Annotated in this window: 16 protein-coding genes; 9 read left to right on the top strand and 7 right to left on the bottom strand. The window is 58.3% G+C overall.

The window, feature by feature from the left end:
• Window positions 1–26: 26 nt before the first annotated feature.
• Complete coding sequence (gene hexR / locus BMY49_RS09440) at window positions 27–881, bottom strand: transcriptional regulator HexR (protein ID WP_089675449.1); 855 nt, start codon at window positions 879–881, stop codon at window positions 27–29.
• Window positions 882–1,136: 255 nt separating this feature from the next.
• Between hexR and BMY49_RS09435 the strand changes: the two genes are divergently transcribed.
• Window positions 1,137–1,355, top strand: a complete 219-nt coding sequence (locus BMY49_RS09435; protein WP_062374507.1) for a PA3496 family putative envelope integrity protein — start codon at window positions 1,137–1,139, stop codon at window positions 1,353–1,355.
• A gap of 48 nt (window positions 1,356–1,403) precedes the next feature.
• Here BMY49_RS09435 and BMY49_RS09430 read toward each other — a convergent pair whose 3' ends face one another.
• Window positions 1,404–2,747 carry a sodium-dependent transporter gene (locus BMY49_RS09430; protein ID WP_089675448.1) on the bottom strand — a complete coding sequence of 448 codons (1,344 nt, stop codon included), beginning with the start codon at window positions 2,745–2,747 and terminating at the stop codon, window positions 1,404–1,406.
• A gap of 157 nt (window positions 2,748–2,904) precedes the next feature.
• Window positions 2,905–3,774: a DUF72 domain-containing protein gene (locus BMY49_RS09425; RefSeq protein ID WP_089675447.1), complete on the bottom strand. Its 870-nt coding sequence runs from the start codon at window positions 3,772–3,774 to the stop codon at window positions 2,905–2,907.
• Between the two features lie 195 nt (window positions 3,775–3,969).
• On the opposite strand from BMY49_RS09425, the gene hglS reads away from it, so the two are divergent.
• The 3 genes from hglS to mscL all read left to right on the top strand — a co-directional run bounded on the left by hglS (window position 3,970) and on the right by mscL (window position 6,391).
• Entirely contained in the window at window positions 3,970–5,340 is a 1,371-nt protein-coding gene (gene hglS / locus BMY49_RS09420; RefSeq protein WP_089675446.1) for a 2-oxoadipate dioxygenase/decarboxylase HglS, read from the top strand.
• 51 nt (window positions 5,341–5,391) lie between these two features.
• The gene (aroQ, locus tag BMY49_RS09415) at window positions 5,392–5,838 is read left to right on the top strand and encodes a type II 3-dehydroquinate dehydratase (RefSeq protein ID WP_089675445.1); all 447 of its coding nucleotides are present in this window, start codon (window positions 5,392–5,394) and stop codon (window positions 5,836–5,838) included.
• Between the two features lie 61 nt (window positions 5,839–5,899).
• Window positions 5,900–6,391 (top strand): large conductance mechanosensitive channel protein MscL, encoded by a 492-nt coding sequence (gene mscL / locus BMY49_RS09410; RefSeq protein WP_054644912.1) that lies wholly within the window; start codon window positions 5,900–5,902, stop codon window positions 6,389–6,391.
• Between the two features lie 56 nt (window positions 6,392–6,447).
• Here the strand turns inward: mscL and BMY49_RS09405 are convergent, their stop codons facing one another.
• From BMY49_RS09405 to hemC, 4 genes are read right to left on the bottom strand one after another with little or no spacing between them, the layout of a single operon-like run.
• Entirely contained in the window at window positions 6,448–7,710 is a 1,263-nt protein-coding gene (locus tag BMY49_RS09405) for a heme biosynthesis HemY N-terminal domain-containing protein (protein WP_062359244.1), read from the bottom strand.
• Window positions 7,707–9,128 carry a uroporphyrinogen-III C-methyltransferase gene (locus BMY49_RS09400; protein WP_167359360.1) on the bottom strand — a complete coding sequence of 474 codons (1,422 nt, stop codon included), beginning with the start codon at window positions 9,126–9,128 and terminating at the stop codon, window positions 7,707–7,709. Before BMY49_RS09400 ends, BMY49_RS09405 begins: the two co-directional genes overlap by 4 nt.
• Before the next feature lie 43 nt (window positions 9,129–9,171).
• Window positions 9,172–9,924: a uroporphyrinogen-III synthase gene (locus BMY49_RS09395; RefSeq protein WP_089675444.1), complete on the bottom strand. Its 753-nt coding sequence runs from the start codon at window positions 9,922–9,924 to the stop codon at window positions 9,172–9,174.
• Complete coding sequence (gene hemC, locus BMY49_RS09390; RefSeq protein ID WP_089675443.1) at window positions 9,921–10,865, bottom strand: hydroxymethylbilane synthase; 945 nt, start codon at window positions 10,863–10,865, stop codon at window positions 9,921–9,923. Before hemC ends, BMY49_RS09395 begins: the two co-directional genes overlap by 4 nt.
• A 137-nt stretch (window positions 10,866–11,002) precedes the next feature.
• Here hemC and BMY49_RS09385 point away from each other — a divergent pair, with 137 nt between their 5' ends.
• The 5 genes from BMY49_RS09385 (at window position 11,003) to dapF (ending at window position 17,180) form a co-directional block, all read left to right on the top strand.
• The gene (locus BMY49_RS09385) at window positions 11,003–13,453 is read left to right on the top strand and encodes a sensor domain-containing protein (protein WP_089675442.1); all 2,451 of its coding nucleotides are present in this window, start codon (window positions 11,003–11,005) and stop codon (window positions 13,451–13,453) included.
• Between the two features lie 94 nt (window positions 13,454–13,547).
• Window positions 13,548–14,951: an argininosuccinate lyase gene (argH, locus tag BMY49_RS09380; RefSeq protein WP_089675441.1), complete on the top strand. Its 1,404-nt coding sequence runs from the start codon at window positions 13,548–13,550 to the stop codon at window positions 14,949–14,951.
• Window positions 14,948–15,076, top strand: coding sequence for an LPS translocon maturation chaperone LptM (lptM, locus tag BMY49_RS09375; protein ID WP_089675440.1), 129 nt, complete (start codon window positions 14,948–14,950; stop codon window positions 15,074–15,076). The genes argH and lptM overlap by 4 nt, the downstream gene beginning before the upstream one ends.
• The gene (gene lysA / locus BMY49_RS09370; RefSeq protein WP_089675439.1) at window positions 15,076–16,347 is read left to right on the top strand and encodes a diaminopimelate decarboxylase; all 1,272 of its coding nucleotides are present in this window, start codon (window positions 15,076–15,078) and stop codon (window positions 16,345–16,347) included. Before lptM ends, lysA begins: the two co-directional genes overlap by 1 nt.
• A complete protein-coding gene (dapF, locus tag BMY49_RS09365; protein WP_089675438.1) occupies window positions 16,347–17,180 on the top strand; it encodes a diaminopimelate epimerase in 834 nt (277 codons plus the stop codon). The genes lysA and dapF overlap by 1 nt, the downstream gene beginning before the upstream one ends.
• Window position 17,181 lies beyond the last annotated feature (1 nt).

The following is a 17,181-nucleotide window of genomic DNA, read 5'->3' as shown; positions in this document are numbered from 1 at the left end:
ACAGCGTACGTACCGTTGGGCTGTGTTTATTGATCGTCTGGATAACGCAGCGTGGTTAGGCTCTTTTTCACCGCTTTAAGCTGTTCGGCGAGTTTGGGGCCGCGGGTTTTGGCGACACCGACGGCCAGCACGTCGATCAGCACCAAGTGCGCGATGCGCGAGCTGAGCGGCGTGTAAATCTCGGTATCTTCGTGCACATCGATGAACAGCGGCAAGCTCACCTCCTGGGCCAGCGGAGATTCGCTGGGGCACAGGCCAATCACCGTAGCCCCCGCTTCGCGGGCCAGGCGAACGCTGGCCACCAGCGCCCGGGTTCGGCCTGTCTGCGAGATGGCGACCACCACGTCGCCCTCCTGCAGGGTCACCGCCGACATGTTCTGCATGTGCGGGTCGGCGTAGGCAGAGGTCGAGATCTGCAGGCGGAAAAACTTGTGCTGGGCATCGAAGGCCACGGCACCAGAGGCACCAAAGCCGTAAAACTCCACCCGGTTAGCCATGGCCAGCGCATTCACGGCCCGCCCCAAGGCTTCATTGTCGAGCCGATCGCGTACCGACAGCAGTGTGCCGACGGTGGAGTCAAAAATGCTGTGAGAGAACTCCGCCACCGAGTCGCTATCGTTCATCGAGAACTGGGCGAACTGACTACCGCTGGCCAGCATCTGGGCTAGCTGCAGCTTGAAATCCTGAAAGCCGTTGCAGCCCAGCGCACGGCAGAAGCGCACCACCGTAGGCTCGCTCACCTTTGCTTCGGTGGCCAGGTCCACGATGCGCATGTGAATGACTTCATCGGGGTTGCGCAGCACGAACCGCGCTACCTTTTGTTCGGAGCGACGGAAATGCTCCATGCGGCGTCTCATTTCATCGAACAGGGCGCGGCTCACGTTCAGCTCCTTAAATTCTTGATCGTGCTTATGCAGCCTAGGTGGCCACAGTATGCCTGAGTGACGCGAAGAGGGCAGCGGTAATCACCCGTAATGGCTGCCGTTTAAAGGGCGTTAACCCCCTTTCTTCAAGATTCGTCATCATTTTGTCAAGTAGGTTATAGTAAGAAGTGACGTGCCGCACTGCATCATTTAAAAATCAGTCGTCACGGATGCAGGTGGACGTAGGCAACTTCACCTGGAGGAGCGTCGATCATGAGAAACGTCGAACGAATGACCTCGGTAAAAAGCGAATTGCTCGACATATTCATGAGTATGGAGGTCGATGAGCATGCCCAACGTCGGCGCAGCGCCGCCCAGCGTAGCCTAAGGGCACGCAGAGGGATTGAGCTGCATCGGGAGTTTCAGAAATTGTCGCGGGATATCGCTCCCTTGCCGGACGATGACGAACCGCAAGAGAGCGAATTGCACTAACAACAGCGTGCGATAGACAGCCCCGCCAGCTAGCGGGGCCGTGACGGCTTAGAGTAAGCCTATGACGAAGACAGCGATGACGCCTGCGGGCGCTACATAGCGCGCGATGATGTTCCATACGCTTACGCCAGTGGCTGACAGCCCAAGCTCAGCCTCGACACTCTTGCGCTCTAAGCACCACGCAGCGAAGAGAATCGCACCCAAGCCGGTAAGCGGCAGCATGATTTTGCTGGTCAGCGTATCCAGTAGGTCGAACACGCCCATACCGAACATGAGCGGCTCGCTCCACACGTTGAAGGAGAGCAGAGCGGCAATACCCAGCGCCCAAGCGCCCACCCCGGCAACAACGGTCGCCATCACGCGAGACAGCGGCGTGCGCTCTTCAATAAACTCAACCACGGGCTCAAGCAGCGAAATGGCCGAGGTCAGCGCTGCGAAAGTGAGTAGCAGGAAGAACATCAAACCCAGCAGAGAGCCACCGTCCATATTGCCAAATGCTAAGGGCAGCGTAACAAAGATCAGCCCAGGGCCTGAGGCTAGGTCAAGGTTGTTCGCAAACACGATGGGGAAGATCGCAAGACCTGCGCCGAGAGCGATCACCGTATCCATAATGATCACTGTGCGGGCGGTTTGGAGTAGGTTGATCTCTTTGCCCAGGTAAGAGCCATACGCCATCATGATGCCCATACCCAGCGACAGGGTGAAAAAGGCGTGCCCTAACGCGGCCAGGACTGTCTCTGCGCTTAGCTTGCTCCAGTCCGGGTTGAACATATATGCCAGCGCTTCACCGAAATGGCCGGTCGACATGCCATAACCGATCAGCACGACCAGCAGTAACGCGAGTACCGGCATCAAGATGCGTACAGCGCCTTCCAGCCCTTTTGTTACACCACGGGCAACAATACCAATCACCAACAGCATAAAGGCAGAGTGGCCAAGCAGGAGTAGCCCGGGGTTGCTGAGCATACCGTTAAACAGCGCCCCGATGCCGTCGGCGTCTTGGCCGCTGAAGGTGCCGCTTACTGAGTTAAGGGTGTAGTAGAGCGACCAGCCGCCGATCACGCTATAGAACGACAGGATTAAAAACGCCCCCACAATGCCGCTAATACCCACCACGGCCCACATACTGGATTTATTGGCTTGGCGTGCCAGCTCAGACATCGTGCTTGCTGGATTCTTCTGGCCGCGCCGCCCGATAAGCCACTCAGAAACAAGAATGGGCAAGCCAATGAGCCCAATACAAAGCAGATAAACAAATACGAAAGCAGCCCCGCCGCTTTCGCCCACCATGTACGGGAACTTCCAAATATTTCCTAAGCCAACCGCTGAGCCCGCTGCGGCCAGCACAAAGGTCATACGCGATGACCACTGTGCATGTGCAAGTTTTGCCATAAATCACCTGTGTTATACGTTCAATTGTAATGAGTCGTTATCGGCTTGCTGCGCCGATTTTCGGAAATAGAGAAATTGCCAGCGTACTTTTCCGAAAGAACGCGCAATTTATCCGATCATGGTAGGGCATGCCAGTCAGCTCATCTAAAAAGACGGCTTAAAACAGCTGGCTCTGCTTTTCATCGGCAAAGGGGTCAAGCTCAGGCAGTGCGATGTGCTGTTGAAGGGTGTGGTACAGGTGTCGAGCCATCTCGGGGGACTCGCGGTTATCCGCTGTATGCACAAATAAGAAAGGGGTTTTCCCCTGACTTATCCACAGCTTTAGGCGCTCTATCCACGGAGCGAAGTAGCGAGTATTAATGGTTTTGTCAATATGGCCAATGAAGCGAATAATCGGCAGCTCCGCTGTGGAAAGCACGTGTAACGGGACTTTCGGCTTTTCCTGTTGGGCATGAGCGAGGCCCGCATGGCCTTCGGCGGGGGTCGAGAACACCGGACGCACATCCAGCATCACACGATTAGCGCTATAAGTTATCAACAATTGGTTGAAGGCTTTCTCCTCCTCACCCTTGTGGAAAAAAACAGGATGACGCACCTCGACAGCGCAGGGCAGCTGCGTTGGCCAGTGAGCGAGCAATGCTTCGAGTTTAGGTAGCTCTGCAGGGCCGAAATCACGCGGTAGTTGGACCATGGTTGGACCAAGCCGGTCATGGAGCGGCGTCAGTGCCTCTATAAACTCCCAGGCAGACGCTAAACTGCCGAGGCGCTGGTCATGCGTCACGCTCGCCGGCAGTTTGAAGCAAAAGCGAAAGTGCGCTGGGGCTTGGCGGGCCCAAGCAGCGATGGTGTCGGGCTTAGGTGCGCCGCTGTAAAACGTCGTATTGCCCTCCACGCTGGAAAACACTGCCGCGTAATCACTGAGCAGGTCGGTTTTGGCTTGGCGCGGGTAGAGGCTGCCCTGCCAATCCTGATTGGCCCACATGGGCAAGCCCAGATAGAGCGGTAGAGGCGAGCGTGAGGCAGTCATCTAAGCGGTGGCCTTTGTCGAAACGTAGAATTGTCGAAACAGAAAGGCTTAGTGTAACCGTAACACCATGGGCTGTGGCGGGGGCTCAAGGCGTGTTAATGAAGATAACGGCCAAATTTATGCAATTTCCCCCGTCGCTGCAGCGCTACTATGGTAATCGTTATAACACTCACAAGATGACCAACAGGAAGCCCCATGGATGCTGCTTATGTAAGCGCCGACGATATTCGCGATCAGTTCTCCAAAGCGATGTCGGCGATGTATCAACAGGAAGTACCGCAATACGGCACGCTGCTATCGCTGGTGGAGCGTGTGAATCGTGACGTGCTGGCAAACGATGCCGATCTTGCCCGCACGCTCGAAACCTCAGATGAGCTGGCGCGCCTGAGCGTCGAGCGCCATGGGGCGATCCGCGTTGGTTTGCCCGAAGAGCTGGCGCTGCTGCGGCGTATGTTTGCGGTCATGGGCATGTATCCGGTGGGTTACTACGACTTGGCGGCTGCCGGTGTGCCGGTGCACTCCACGGCCTTTCGTCCGGTGGACGACGACGCGTTGAGGCGTAATCCCTTTCGTGTCTTTACCTCGCTGCTGCGGCTAGAGCTCATCGAAAACGCAGCGCTTCGCGAGCAGGCGCGGGAAATTCTCTCCCACCGTGAAATCGTCACCCCCGAGGCCCAGGCGCTAATCGCCCGCTGCGAAGAGCAGGGTGGCCTAAACGCGACCGATGCCAAGGCATTCGTGCAGGCCGCGCTCAATACGTTCCGCTGGCACCACGATGCCACCGTCGACCGCGCCACCTACGACCGTTTGCATCAAGAGCATCGGTTGATTGCCGACGTGGTGAGCTTTAGAGGCCCGCATATCAACCATTTAACCCCGCGCACCTTGGGTATCGATGCAGTACAGCAGCAGATGCCGAGTGTTGGCATCGACCCTAAGGCGGTGATCGAAGGTCCGCCCCGTCGCCGCTGCCCGATTCTACTGCGCCAAACCAGTTTCAAAGCGCTGGAAGAGACCATTACCTTTGCCGACAGCGTGGCGGGGCATCATACCGCCCGCTTCGGTGAAATCGAGCAGCGCGGGGTTGCCTTGACGCAGAAAGGACGAGCGCTCTACGATCAGCTCTTGGCCCAGTCGCGGCAGTTACCCGCTGCCCAGGATAATGCCACCCACCAAGCGCATCTGGCCGAGGTGTTTCAAGCGTTCCCTGATGATCTCGATACGCTGCGTCGTGAAGGGCTCGCCTTCTTCCACTACTACGCCGCTCCTGACGCTAAAGTATCGCTGCCTGAACACATCGATGCGGAGACCCTGGAAGCACTCGTCGACCAGGGAGCGTTGCTCTGCCAACCCATGATCTACGAAGATTTCCTGCCGGTTAGCGCGGCGGGCATCTTCCAGTCGAACCTGGGCGGCGAGCAGCGCGATGAATACGCAAGCCAAGCCAACCAAGCCCAATTCGAACGTGACCTGGGGGCCTCCGTGATTAATGAAATTGCGCTGTATGAACAGCGCCAGCAGGCATCATTGGATAAGGCGCTGGCGGTGCTTGCGGGAAGGTGTTAGAACGAGGCGACAAACGCAACACGACTAACCACATCACCGAAGGAGTGCGCTATGCAGCAGGGCAAAGTATTGGTGTTACATGGGCCTAATCTCAATTTATTAGGCACGCGTCAGCCAGAGATTTATGGCTATGACACACTCGACGATGTGAATAACCTGCTGCGCGAAAAAGCGGTAATGGCAGGCTGGGAGATCACCTGCCTGCAAAGTAACCATGAAGGTGAGCTCATCGACGCCATTCACGCAGCGAGGGTAGATGGCACGCAGGCCATCATTATCAATCCGGCGGCCTATACTCATACCTCGGTAGCGATCCTCGATGCATTGAACGCCTTTGATGGCCAGGTCATCGAAGTCCATCTCTCCAACGTGCATAAGCGCGAGTCGTTTCGCCACCACTCCTATGTCTCGCTACGGGCCGATGGCGTGATTGCTGGCCTAGGTGTGCAGGGATATAAAGCGGCGCTAGAGGCGGTGATGGCTGCCTCCCATCAATAATATAACTCCTTTGTATCGTTAGCCCTTGGCGTTTCATTGGCTTGGTAAGGATGGGTGGGGTATGGCTAAATTTTTCCGGGAATTCCGCGAGTTTGCCGTTAAGGGCAATGTGATTGATATGGCGGTGGGTATCATCATTGGCGGGGCATTTACGCTGATTGTGCAAAGCCTTGTCAAAGACGTGATGAATCCGCTGATTGGCCTGTTGGTGGGTGGGATCGATTTTTCGAATCTGTTCGTCGTATTGCGGGAAGGCGTGGCGGGAGCGCCCTATGCCACCTTGGCGGAAGCCCAAGCAGCGGGGGCGGTGACGCTGAACGTGGGGCTGTTTATCAACGCGGTGGTGAGCTTCTCCATCGTCGCGTTCGTGGTGTTTTTGCTGGTGCGTACCATCAACCGCTTAAAGCGCGAAGAGGCGGTGGCACCGGCAGACCCGACCGAAAAGCCCTGCCCTTACTGTTTTATGGTGGTGCCAATCAAGGCCGTTCGCTGTGGTCACTGTACGTCTGAGCTACAGGCGGCGGCCCCAGAGAAGCCTGCCGAGAGCGTGTAGCGAAGCGTTATTAAAAAAGGGTGCCCGTGGCACCCTTTTTGCGTTACAGAAGGCGGTTATGCCGTCTTTTTCGCCGCTTTCTTATCGCTTTGCGTGCTGTCACTGGCATCGCTGGGTTGGGGCAGCGATGGCAGAGATTTGGCTAGCATATCAACACTGTGACGATAGTAGAGCTGGCTCTTGTTGTGCTCGCCTAGGCTTGCGTAGAGGCGAGCAAGCTCGGCACACACTTCGCCATTGGGGCGCTGGCGCTGGCTGGCTTCAAAGTATTCCAGCGCTTTTTCCCACTGGCCAACACGTAGTGACAGGCGTCCACAGGCGAGCAGCAGCTCGGGGTCGTTGGGGCGCTCTTGTAGCCACTTTTCGGCCTTGGCGAGCTGGCGAGCGGCATCGACATTGAGCAGGCCGTAGCGCTTGACCAAGCGGGCGTCCCAGTGGTTATCCAGCGAGTGGTTCAGCAGACGCTCGGCAATCGGCTCTTCGTTGGCATGTAGCAGTGCCTCGGTATAGAGCACGATCAGCTCGGTATTGCCACGCAGGTAGTCGGGCATATCCGCCCACAGCCCGCGAACCCGTTCGATATTGGTAGGGTTCTTCGCTTCGAAGATGATCAGCTCGCGATACGCTTTGAATTCCAGCTGTTCGCGCTCTTGCTGGGTAATCAGCTTCTGCGCGGCCAGACGTGGAATTAGGCGGCGCAGGCCTTCCCAGTCGTTGACGCTCAGGTGTACCTGCTTCAAAAGCTTCAGTACCTGCGGGTGATTGGTGAGCTGCTTATCCAGGCGAGTGAGAATTGCCAGAGCCTCTTCCGGCTGCTGACGGTCAATCATCAGCTGCGCCTGCATCAGGCCAACGGCGGTATCCGCGCCGTCGGTGGTCAGCTGGGCCTGGTTCAGATGCTCCTGGGACTTCTCGTGGTCGCCCTGATAGTGGGCTGCCAGCGCGGCCGATAGGTAGTTAACCAGCGGTGTGCTGGAGTCGTCGGCGGCGCGCACCAAGGTTTTCTCGGCTTTTTTCCAGCGGCCTTCGGTGAGTGCCACCAAACCACGCACGGTGCGTTTCATGGCGCGACGGTTACGGGCGCGGCTGTTCCAGGTACGGAAGCGACCAACCGGGCGAATAATGCCGGTAAGCAGGCGCAGCGCGAAGTGCAGCACAATAAAGGCACCCAGCAGCAGCACCAGACCAAACCAGAACGAGGTTTGAACCGAGGTGTCGCCCACTCGAATCAGCCAGTAACCGGGCACTGACATCATCAGGTGCCCAAAGAGCGCGCCAACCGCAAGGCCCGCGATGATCAGCAGGATGAGTTTTCTCATGCATCACCTCCATCCTGACGACGCGACTCGAAACGGTTGTCGATGAAGCTGGCCAGCGCTTGCTGTGAGGCGCTGATATCCGGCAGCTCGGGCTTTACTTCGGCCTGCTTCAGCTCTTGAAGGCGGGCTATGACGCTCTGGGTCTCTTCACGCTCGGTGTCGTAGTAGCCGTTCAGCAGCTCCAGGGCTTTGTCGATGCTCGCTTCGTACAGCTCAGGCTCCTCTTTGAGCAGCGCTAGCTGAGACTGCTCGAGAATCAGGCGCAGGCTCTGGCGCAGGTAGGACTCCTGCTCCGGCGTGATCAACGCTTCCAGTGCTTCATCGTGCTGACGAATGACCACGAGATCTTTTAGCTCTTCACCGAAGCGGGCGAGCTGGCGCTGGAAAGTGCCGGTAGGCGGCTGCTCAATACTTGACGTCACGGCGCGCTCTTCGATCTCTTGAGATAGGCGCAGACCCGCTACGCGCTCTTGTTGGGCATTCAGAGCTAAGTAAGTGCCTGTGCGGTCCACTTGAGGAACGGCGTCCAGCGCGGCGAGCTCGTTGGCAATTTCACGACGCACGGGCGTTAGCGCCGGGTTATCGGCATCGGCCAGACGGGCATCGGCGGTGCGCAGCAGAGCGGCGGCACCTTCCACATCACCCTCCAGCTGCAGGCGCTGATTCGCCAAACGCAGCAAGTAGGCCGCTTCGGCGTGAAGCCAATCGCGCTCGTCGGTGTCCTGCTCTTGTGAGAGCTGCGTCAGCACCTCGTCCAGCGTGCTGTTGATGTCGCTGCGATAGCTATCCAGCTCGCTGCGCAGTTCGCTCACGGTACTCTCCAGCGCTTGGCTTCGTTCGGCTTCGCCCTCTTCGATCCGTGACTCAAGCTCGCTGACCGCTTGCTGGGAAGCGCTGTTTTGCGCTTGCTGGGCCAATTCGTCCAGGCGCTGCTGCTGACTATCCAGGCGCTGCCAGCCTTGCCAAGTGATCAGGCCCAGGGCGAGTGCCAGGATAATCACCAACGCGATGGCAAGACCGCCGCCTTTGCTGCCACCACTACCGGCTGTAGAGGCGGGCGGGATTGGCTTACCGGCACTGCCCGACGAAGCGGCTGGCTTGGTGTCGGCGGCGCTGTTCTTGGCGTCCTTAGTGTCTTTCGTGTCCTTGGTGTTGCTAGCGGCGGACGTTTTGGCCGAGTCAGACGTCGGCCCGTTATTGCTCGCCGTGCCGGTTTGCGGTGCCGAAGAGGCACTGTTGCCACTCTTATGGCGGCGGCGCGAACGGCTATTTTTGGCCGCGTAAGAGGAGGAGACGCTGCCAGCAGTCGACTCGCTTTTCGCCGATGATGCCGTAGTATCGCTCGGTTGCGCGTTATCTTGGGATGCATCGGCAGACGTGTTGTTAACGCCTTCCTGCTCGTTTGGTTGTTTGCTCATCTGTCGCTAGCCCTTATTAAGTTCCTTGATCGACATCGGCACCCTATGGGTTGCAGGACCGATCCAACGCGGCCACCAGCGCAGCCGGCGTTGCTCCCGACGCCACCTTGAGGTCACAAAAACCCAGTTTACCGGCCAGTGTAGCTAAACGGTGACTGGAAACGATTAGCGGTTGGTTCAACGCTGCTGGACCACACCATTTTGCCAGATATTCAAGCAGTTCGCCGCTGGTGACGATGAGCGCCCGGTAGGCACCTGTGGCGAGGCGCTTTTGCATCGCTGGCGAAGGCGGCTGATAAACCCGCCGATAGACCGCCAGCCGGGTAATAGTGGCCCCGCGTGCCGCTAGAGTATCGGCGATCAGCGTGCGGCCGCCTTCTCCTGCCACCAGCAGCACTCGTTGATGTGCTAGGTGGCGAAGCGACGCTAGCGAAAGCAGCGCTTCGCTGGTGTCTTCACCCTGCTGGGGTGGAGGAATACGTACCCGAACCCCAAGCTGATCGAACAGTATGCTGGCAGTGCCCCGTCCAACGCTATAGTAATCAATACCGATAGGTAGCTGTGGCCAGTAGCGATCCAGCGCCTCGCTTAAACAGTAAGCGGCAAAGGGGCTGACCACCACTATCTTATGGTACTGATCAATATCCAACCAGACTTGGCGCTGCGTAGCATCTTCAGGCAGCGCTTCCAGATGCATCACGTCAAGCGACTCCACCCAGCCTTCGCTTGCCCGCAGGGCACCCGCCAGCGTTTCGCCCCGCTCCCCAGGGCGGCAAATCAGTACCGGCTGGCTCATACGTTGCGGCCGTAAACCTCTGCCAAGATATCGCCGGCGCCTTGATCCAGCAGCTCTTCGGCAATACGAATGCCGAGCGCTTCCGGCTCATGGATAGAGCCACGGCCCTCGGCACGCAGTACCTCGGTGCCCTCTGGGTTGCCCACTAGCCCGCGCAGCCACAGGGTATCGTTGGCTTTATCCAGTACGGCGTGCCCGGCAATCGGTACTTGGCAGCCACCTTCCAGGCGCGTGTTCAGGGCGCGCTCGGCGCGCACGCGGGTGGCGGTATCCTGGTCGTCCAAGGGGGCCAGTAGCGCAATCAATTCGGGGTCGTGCAAGCGACATTCGATGCCTAGTGCGCCCTGGCCGCAGGCGGGCAGGCAGATTTCGGGGGGCAGTGCTTGGGCGATTCGCGCATCGAGCCCCAGGCGCTGCAGGCCAGAGGTGGCCAGAATGATAGCGTCGAACTCGCCATCGTCGAGCTTCCCAAGGCGAGTCTGGACGTTGCCGCGCAGGTTGAGGATTTGCAGGTCCGGACGGGCTTCACGTATTTGTAGGCCACGACGTAGGCTGGCGGTACCGATGCGTGCACCTTCGGGCAGCTCGTCGATGCTGTTATAGTGGTTGGACACGAACGCATCGGTGGGGTCTGCCCCCTCTAAAATCACCGATAGCCCCAAGCCTTCGGGGAAGTGCATGGGTACGTCTTTCATGGAGTGAACGGCAATATCGGCGCGTCCATCCAGCATGGCGTCTTCAAGCTCCTTGACGAATAGCCCTTTGCCACCAATTTTGGAGAGAGGCGTATCGAGAATTTTGTCGCCTTTGGTGGAGAGGGGGACAAGCTCAACTTCCAGACCGCTATGTGCCGCCATCAAGCGGTCGCGGACGTACTCGGCCTGCCACATGGCCAACTGACTTTTACGCGTGGCGATGCGCAATTTAGTGATGGATGACACCTGATTCTCCCTTTGCCGCTGACACGGCGCGTCGAACTGTGATAATTCTCATCATAAAGCACCCAGCCACACAGTAAAAATAACCGGCCGAATTTAGGGCCAGCGCTGAACGCGTTTAACGCCTATTAGGAAATGCCATGCCCCCTGTTGAACCGCAAGGTAAGCTAGACCAATTCTTTCTGCTTTCGCAGGATTTGTTCTGCTGCATCGACTTTGCGGGCACGCTGCTCAGCATCAACCCAACCTTTGAGTCGTTACTGGGTTACCAAGCAGAAGCGCTGCTGGGTAGGCCCTGTGGTGTCGTGGTAGAGCCGCGTGATCATCCCGTTATCGAAGCAGCGTTGGCAAGGGTATGCCGGGGTGAAAAAATTAATGCCTTCGATATTTGTGCGTTAGCGGTAGATGGTAGGCGCGTTTGGTTGGAAGTGTCCGCTTCTGCCGGTGAGCAGGTGATTTATGTGATTGCCCGAGATATTTCTCGTCGCAAAGCGGTGGAAAAGCAGCTACGGCGCAATCAGCGGCTGTTCCGTATTGCCGGTGAGACAGCGCATATAGGCGGCTGGTATATGGATTTAGCGGTGGGGCTGCCGATCTGGTCGGAGGAGGTGTGCCGCCTTCACGATATGCCTGTTGGTCACCAGCCCACGTTGGAGGAGGCGATTGCTTTTTACACGCCAAGCTCTCGGTCGCGTATTCAAGCCGTGTTTACCAACTGCTGTGAGAAGGGGATAAGTTTTGACGAAGAGCTGGAGATTATTACCCAGCAGGGGCGACGGCGTTGGGTGCGAGTGATTGGCCGAGCGGTGCGTGATGAGCTAGGAAAAATTATTCAAGCTCAGGGCTCTACTCAGGATATTACCGAGCGCAAAGACACTGAACGGCAGTTGGCGCTGCTGGAGCGCAGCGTGGAGTCTAGCACCAATGGCGTGGTCATTGTGGATGCTCAGCGCCCTGATTTGCCGATAGTGTATGTGAACGCTGCCTTTGAGCGCATCACCGGCTACTCGCGAGAGGCCGCGCTGGGCCGCAACTGCCGTTTTCTACAAGGAATCGACACGGACCCTGCGACCCAGGTGCAATTGCGCAAAGGCATCAAAGAGCAGCGCGATGTGCATGTGGTGATTCGCAACTATCGCCGTAACGGCGCGCCTTTCTGGAACGATCTTTATATCTCCCCGGTGCGCGATGAAGCTGGCGTAGTCACACATTTTATCGGCGCGCAAAACGATATTACCGCCCAGCGAGAGTATCAGGCCCAGCTGAGCCATAACGCCAATCACGATGCGCTGACCGGGCTGCCCAACCGGCTGTTGCTGGACCAGCGCCTTGCCCAAGGTTGTTTGTTAGCCAGGCGCTACCAGCGTTATTTAGCAGTGCTGTTCATTGATTTAGACGACTTTAAGCCAATCAATGACACCCTCGGCCATGAAGTGGGCGACTATATTTTGCTAGAGGTCGCCAAGCGCTTGGAGGAGGAGCTGCGCCCCTGGGACACCGTGGCCCGATTTGGCGGCGATGAGTTTATCGTGCTGTTGCCGGATTTAGCCCACGAAGACGATGTCTTACAGGTGGTCGAGCGGCTGCTGGCACGAGTTTCGGCACCTTACTGGTATCGCAGCAACGAGCTAAGAATTACTGCCAGTATTGGGATTGCCACCAACGATGGCACTATTCAAACGCCGCGTCAGCTCATTCAGCAGGCCGACCTTGCCATGTACAAGGCCAAACGCAGGGGGCGCAACACCTTTCAGTGGTATACCGACGAACTTAACCGCAAGGTCACCGAGCGGGTGAATTTGCGCCATGCCCTGCAGCAGGCCATTGAGCAGGAGCAGTTTGAGCTCCATTACCAGCCGCAAATTCACCATAGTGGGCGGGTCGCTGGGGTTGAAGCGCTGATCCGTTGGTACCACCCAGAGCGTGGCAACATCCCGCCAGGGCAGTTTATTCCTTTGGCCGAGGATACCGGGCAGATTATCCCCATCAGTGAGTGGGTGATGGAAACCGCCTGCCGCGATGCGGTGGTGCTCAATGCCGAAAGCGCGACCCCCATCACCATGGCGATTAACGTATCACCCATGCAGTTTCAGCGCCCAGGCTTTTTAGACTCCGTAAAGCAGGTGCTGGCGCGTAGTGGCTTGCCCCCCGCGCTATTAGAGCTGGAGCTGACCGAAGGTGTGTTAATGGATAGCGCCGAACACACCATTCAGGTCTTACAGGCCCTGCGCCAACTGGGCGTGCACATTGCTCTGGATGACTTTGGCACCGGTTTCTCAAGCCTTAGCTATCTAAAACGCCTACCCATCAATAAGCTGAAGGTTGACCGCTCGTTTGTGGGCGATGTGGCCGTTGATTCCCGTGACGCCGCTATTGTAGAGGGCGTTGTCACCATGGCAGATAAGTTGGGACTCGAGGTGTTAATTGAAGGCGTTGAAACCGCCGAGCAGTTTCACTTCCTGCATACCCTGCAGTGCGACCATTTCCAAGGCTACTACTTTGCTCGTCCCATGGCCTTGAGTGCGCTGAAGGCATATTTGAAAACGCCGCTAGTAGTCGCTGCTAGCCAAGAATCTCCTACCTCGTTATAAACACTGCCATAAAACGGCATGCCGCTCTACGCAGTGACTCTGGTACACTTTCCGGTAACGACTCCATTAGTTTTGTCAGCAGGATATGTCTCCGATGAGCCAAGCTACGAACCAGTCTTGGGGCGGTCGCTTCAGCGAGCCCACCGATGCCTTTGTTGCACGCTTTACCGCGTCTGTGAACTTCGACCAGCGCCTGGCGCGCCAGGATATTCAGGGCTCAATTGCCCATGCCACCATGCTGGCGCGGGTGGGCGTGCTCACCGAAGAAGAGCGCGACGCCATTATCAACGGCTTGACCGAGATTCAGGGCGAGATTGAGCGCGGTGAGTTCCAGTGGTCGGTGCCGCTGGAAGACGTGCACATGAACATCGAAGCACGCCTGACCGATAAAATCGGCATTACTGGCAAGAAGCTACACACCGGCCGCTCGCGCAACGACCAAGTGGCCACCGACATTCGCCTGTTCATGCGCGATGAGATCGACGTGATCGAAGCGGAGCTGACCCGTCTGCGTGACGGCATGATTGAGCTTGCCGAGCGGGAAGCCGACACCATCATGCCCGGTTTTACTCACCTGCAAACGGCTCAGCCAGTCACCTTCGGCCATCATCTGCTGGCCTGGCAGGAAATGCTGGCCCGCGATCACGAGCGCCTGCTGGATTGCCGTAAACGGGTGAATGTGATGCCGCTGGGCTCCGCGGCGCTGGCGGGCACGACCTACCCCATTGACCGCCACGTGACCGCTGAGCTGCTCGGCTTTGATCGCCCGGCAGAAAACTCGCTGGACGCCGTGTCAGATCGTGATTTTGCAATTGAATTCACCAGTTTCGCCAGCATCCTGCTTATGCACCTGTCGCGGATGAGCGAAGAGCTCGTGCTGTGGACCAGTGCGCAGTTCAGCTTCATCGACCTGCCCGACCGCTTCTGCACCGGCTCCTCCATTATGCCGCAGAAAAAAAACCCCGACGTGCCTGAGCTGGTGCGCGGTAAAACCGGCCGTGTGTATGGCCATCTGATGGCGCTGCTGACGCTGATGAAGTCGCAGCCGCTGGCCTACAACAAGGACAACCAGGAAGACAAAGAGCCGCTGTTCGACGCCGTCGACACCGTGCGCGACTGTCTGAAAGCCTTTGCGGACATGGTGCCTGCCATTGAGCCGAAGAAAGAGAGCATGTACGAAGCGGCGCGGCGTGGCTTCTCCACCGCCACAGACCTGGCGGATTACCTGGTGCGTAAAGGCGTGGCCTTCCGTGATGCTCACGAGATCGTGGGGCTGTCCGTGGCCTACGGCCTGAAAACCAAGAAAGACCTCTCTGAAATGACCCTCGAAGAGCTCCAGCAGTTCTCCGATATCATTGAGCAGGATGTGTTTGAAGTGCTGACGCTGGAAGGCTCGGTCGCTGCCCGTAACCACATTGGCGGCACGGCGCCTGACCAAGTGCGCGCCGCTGCAAACCGTGCGCGAGAAGCGCTGGCAGCCCTGAAAGGTGCGTCATGAAACGCAGTGCAATCATACTTAGAGCGCTGCTGATGGCCGCACTGCTGCTTGTTGGCTGTGGTCAAAAGGGGCCACTTTATCTGCCTGACGATACCAATGATTCGGCCGCCGAGCAGGAGGGGTAATGGATCACTTTAACTACCGCGATGGCGTGCTCTACGCCGAAGAAGTGCCGCTAACGCAGCTGGCCGCCGAGATGGGCACGCCCTGCTATGTCTACTCAAAAGCGACCTTTGAGCGCCATTTTCGCGCCTACACCGAAGCCTTGGGTGGCCACTCGCACTTAATCTGCTACGCGGTGAAAGCCAACTCTAACCTTGCCGTGCTGGGCCTTTTGGCCCGCATGGGGGCCGGGTTTGATATTGTCTCCGTGGGTGAGCTTGAGCGGGTGCTAAAAGCGGGCGGCGACCCCGCCAAAGTGGTGTTTTCTGGCGTGGCTAAGCAGCCGCATGAAATGGCGCGGGCGCTAGAAGTTGGCATCAAATGCTTTAACGTCGAGTCGCGCCCGGAGCTGGAGCGCCTGAATGCCGTGGCAGGTGAGCTGGGGAAAATCGCTCCGGTCTCGCTGCGCGTCAATCCTGATGTGGATGCGGGCACTCACCCTTATATCTCTACCGGCTTAAAAGATAACAAGTTTGGCATTCCGGTGGATGACGCGCTGGAGGTGTACCAACTGGCGGCCAGCCTGCCAAACCTGCGCGTGACGGGCCTGGATTGCCATATCGGCTCGCAGCTCACCGAAACCGCGCCGTTTCTAGATGCCCTGGAGCGCCTGCTGGTGCTGATGGAGCGCCTTCGCGAGCGCGGCATCGAGATTGACCATCTGGATTTAGGCGGCGGCTTAGGCGTGCCCTACCGTGACGAGAAGCCACCCCAGCCATTCGATTACGCTAGCCAACTGCTGGCGCGCCTCTCCCGCTGGGAAGGCGGCGAAAAGCTCACGCTGCTGTTTGAGCCGGGTCGCTCTATTGCGGCCAACGCCGGGCTGATGCTCACCCGGGTAGAGTTCTTGAAACCCGGCGAGACCAAGAACTTTGCCATTGTCGATGCGGCCATGAACGACCTGATTCGTCCGGCGCTGTATCAGGCGTGGCAGGCGATTGTGCCGGTGGATACCCGCCAGCCTCGTGAGAGCGCCACCTACGACGTGGTCGGCCCTGTGTGTGAAACCGGTGACTTCCTGGGTAAAGAGCGTGAGCTTGCTATCGCCGAAGGCGATCTGTTGGCGGTACGCTCCGCCGGAGCTTACGGTTTTGTGATGGCGTCGAACTACAACAGCCGCCCGCGCCCGCCAGAGGTGATGGTGGACGGCGACACGTACCACGTGGTGCGCGCTCGGGAAACGCTGGAAAGCCTGTGGGCCGGTGAGGCGCTGCTGCCGGAAGGGGCGCGCTGATGCTGCTGCACTTCACCAAAATGCACGGCCTGGGCAACGACTTCATGGTGGTGGACCTGGTCACTCAGCGGGCGCGCCTGCGGGACGAGCAGATCCGCCAACTGGCGGACCGGCGCTTTGGCATTGGCTTTGACCAACTGCTGATCGTCGAGCCGCCCCGCGACCCGGACATGGACTTTCGCTACCGTATCTATAACGCCGACGGCAGCGAAGTGGAGAACTGTGGCAACGGCGCGCGCTGCTTTGCCCGCTTTGTGCGCGACCAGCGTTTAACCCACAAGCATGAAATCCATGTGGAAACCGCCGGTGGCCCGCTGGTGCTCAATGTTCAGCACGATGGCATGGTACGGGTCGATATGGGCAGGCCGCGCTTTAACCCGGCGACGCTGCCGTTTGAAGCGCCGGGTGATCAACCGCTGCATGAGGTAGATGTAGACGGTGAAACGCTGCAGCTTGGCGTGGTCTCCATGGGCAATCCCCATGCTGTCCTCCAGGTAGAGAGCGTGGATAGCGCCCCGGTGGAGCGCTTGGGGCCGCTGTTGGAGTCGCATCCTCGGTTTCCCAAGCGGGTCAACGTCGGCTTTATGCAGGTGGTCTCGCCCAGCGAGATTCGTCTGCGGGTGTTCGAGCGTGGCAGCGGTGAAACCCTGGCCTGCGGCACCGGTGCCTGTGCGGCGGTGGCCAGTGGGATTCGTCAGGGGCTTCTGAAGAGCCCAGTGAAAGTGCACTTGCCCGGCGGGCAGCTCAGTATCGAGTGGCCTGACCCCGAAGCGTCACTCGTCATGGTGGGCCCTGCTACCCGGGTGTTTGATGGTCGGGTATCACTCAACTAAT

Origin of the sequence: Vreelandella aquamarina (assembly GCF_900110265.1) — a bacterium.
Lineage (GTDB): Bacteria > Pseudomonadota > Gammaproteobacteria > Pseudomonadales > Halomonadaceae > Vreelandella > Vreelandella aquamarina.
Note: the sequence above shows the minus strand (reverse complement) of the source record. Positions and strands in the feature narration are given on the sequence as shown.

Coding starts and splice junctions, on each gene's coding strand:
- BMY49_RS09435 (WP_062374507.1), top strand. CDS start 1,137: ATGAGAAACGTCGAACGAATGACCTCGGTAAAAAGCGAATTGCTCGAC.
- BMY49_RS09430 (WP_089675448.1), bottom strand. CDS start 2,747: ATGGCAAAACTTGCACATGCACAGTGGTCATCGCGTATGACCTTTGTG.
- BMY49_RS09425 (WP_089675447.1), bottom strand. CDS start 3,774: ATGACTGCCTCACGCTCGCCTCTACCGCTCTATCTGGGCTTGCCCATG.
- hglS (WP_089675446.1), top strand. CDS start 3,970: ATGGATGCTGCTTATGTAAGCGCCGACGATATTCGCGATCAGTTCTCC.
- aroQ (WP_089675445.1), top strand. CDS start 5,392: ATGCAGCAGGGCAAAGTATTGGTGTTACATGGGCCTAATCTCAATTTA.
- mscL (WP_054644912.1), top strand. CDS start 5,900: ATGGCTAAATTTTTCCGGGAATTCCGCGAGTTTGCCGTTAAGGGCAAT.
- BMY49_RS09405 (WP_062359244.1), bottom strand. CDS start 7,710: ATGAGAAAACTCATCCTGCTGATCATCGCGGGCCTTGCGGTTGGCGCG.
- BMY49_RS09400 (WP_167359360.1), bottom strand. CDS start 9,128: ATGAGCAAACAACCAAACGAGCAGGAAGGCGTTAACAACACGTCTGCC.
- BMY49_RS09395 (WP_089675444.1), bottom strand. CDS start 9,924: ATGAGCCAGCCGGTACTGATTTGCCGCCCTGGGGAGCGGGGCGAAACG.
- BMY49_RS09385 (WP_089675442.1), top strand. CDS start 11,003: ATGCCCCCTGTTGAACCGCAAGGTAAGCTAGACCAATTCTTTCTGCTT.
- argH (WP_089675441.1), top strand. CDS start 13,548: ATGAGCCAAGCTACGAACCAGTCTTGGGGCGGTCGCTTCAGCGAGCCC.
- lptM (WP_089675440.1), top strand. CDS start 14,948: ATGAAACGCAGTGCAATCATACTTAGAGCGCTGCTGATGGCCGCACTG.
- lysA (WP_089675439.1), top strand. CDS start 15,076: ATGGATCACTTTAACTACCGCGATGGCGTGCTCTACGCCGAAGAAGTG.
- dapF (WP_089675438.1), top strand. CDS start 16,347: ATGCTGCTGCACTTCACCAAAATGCACGGCCTGGGCAACGACTTCATG.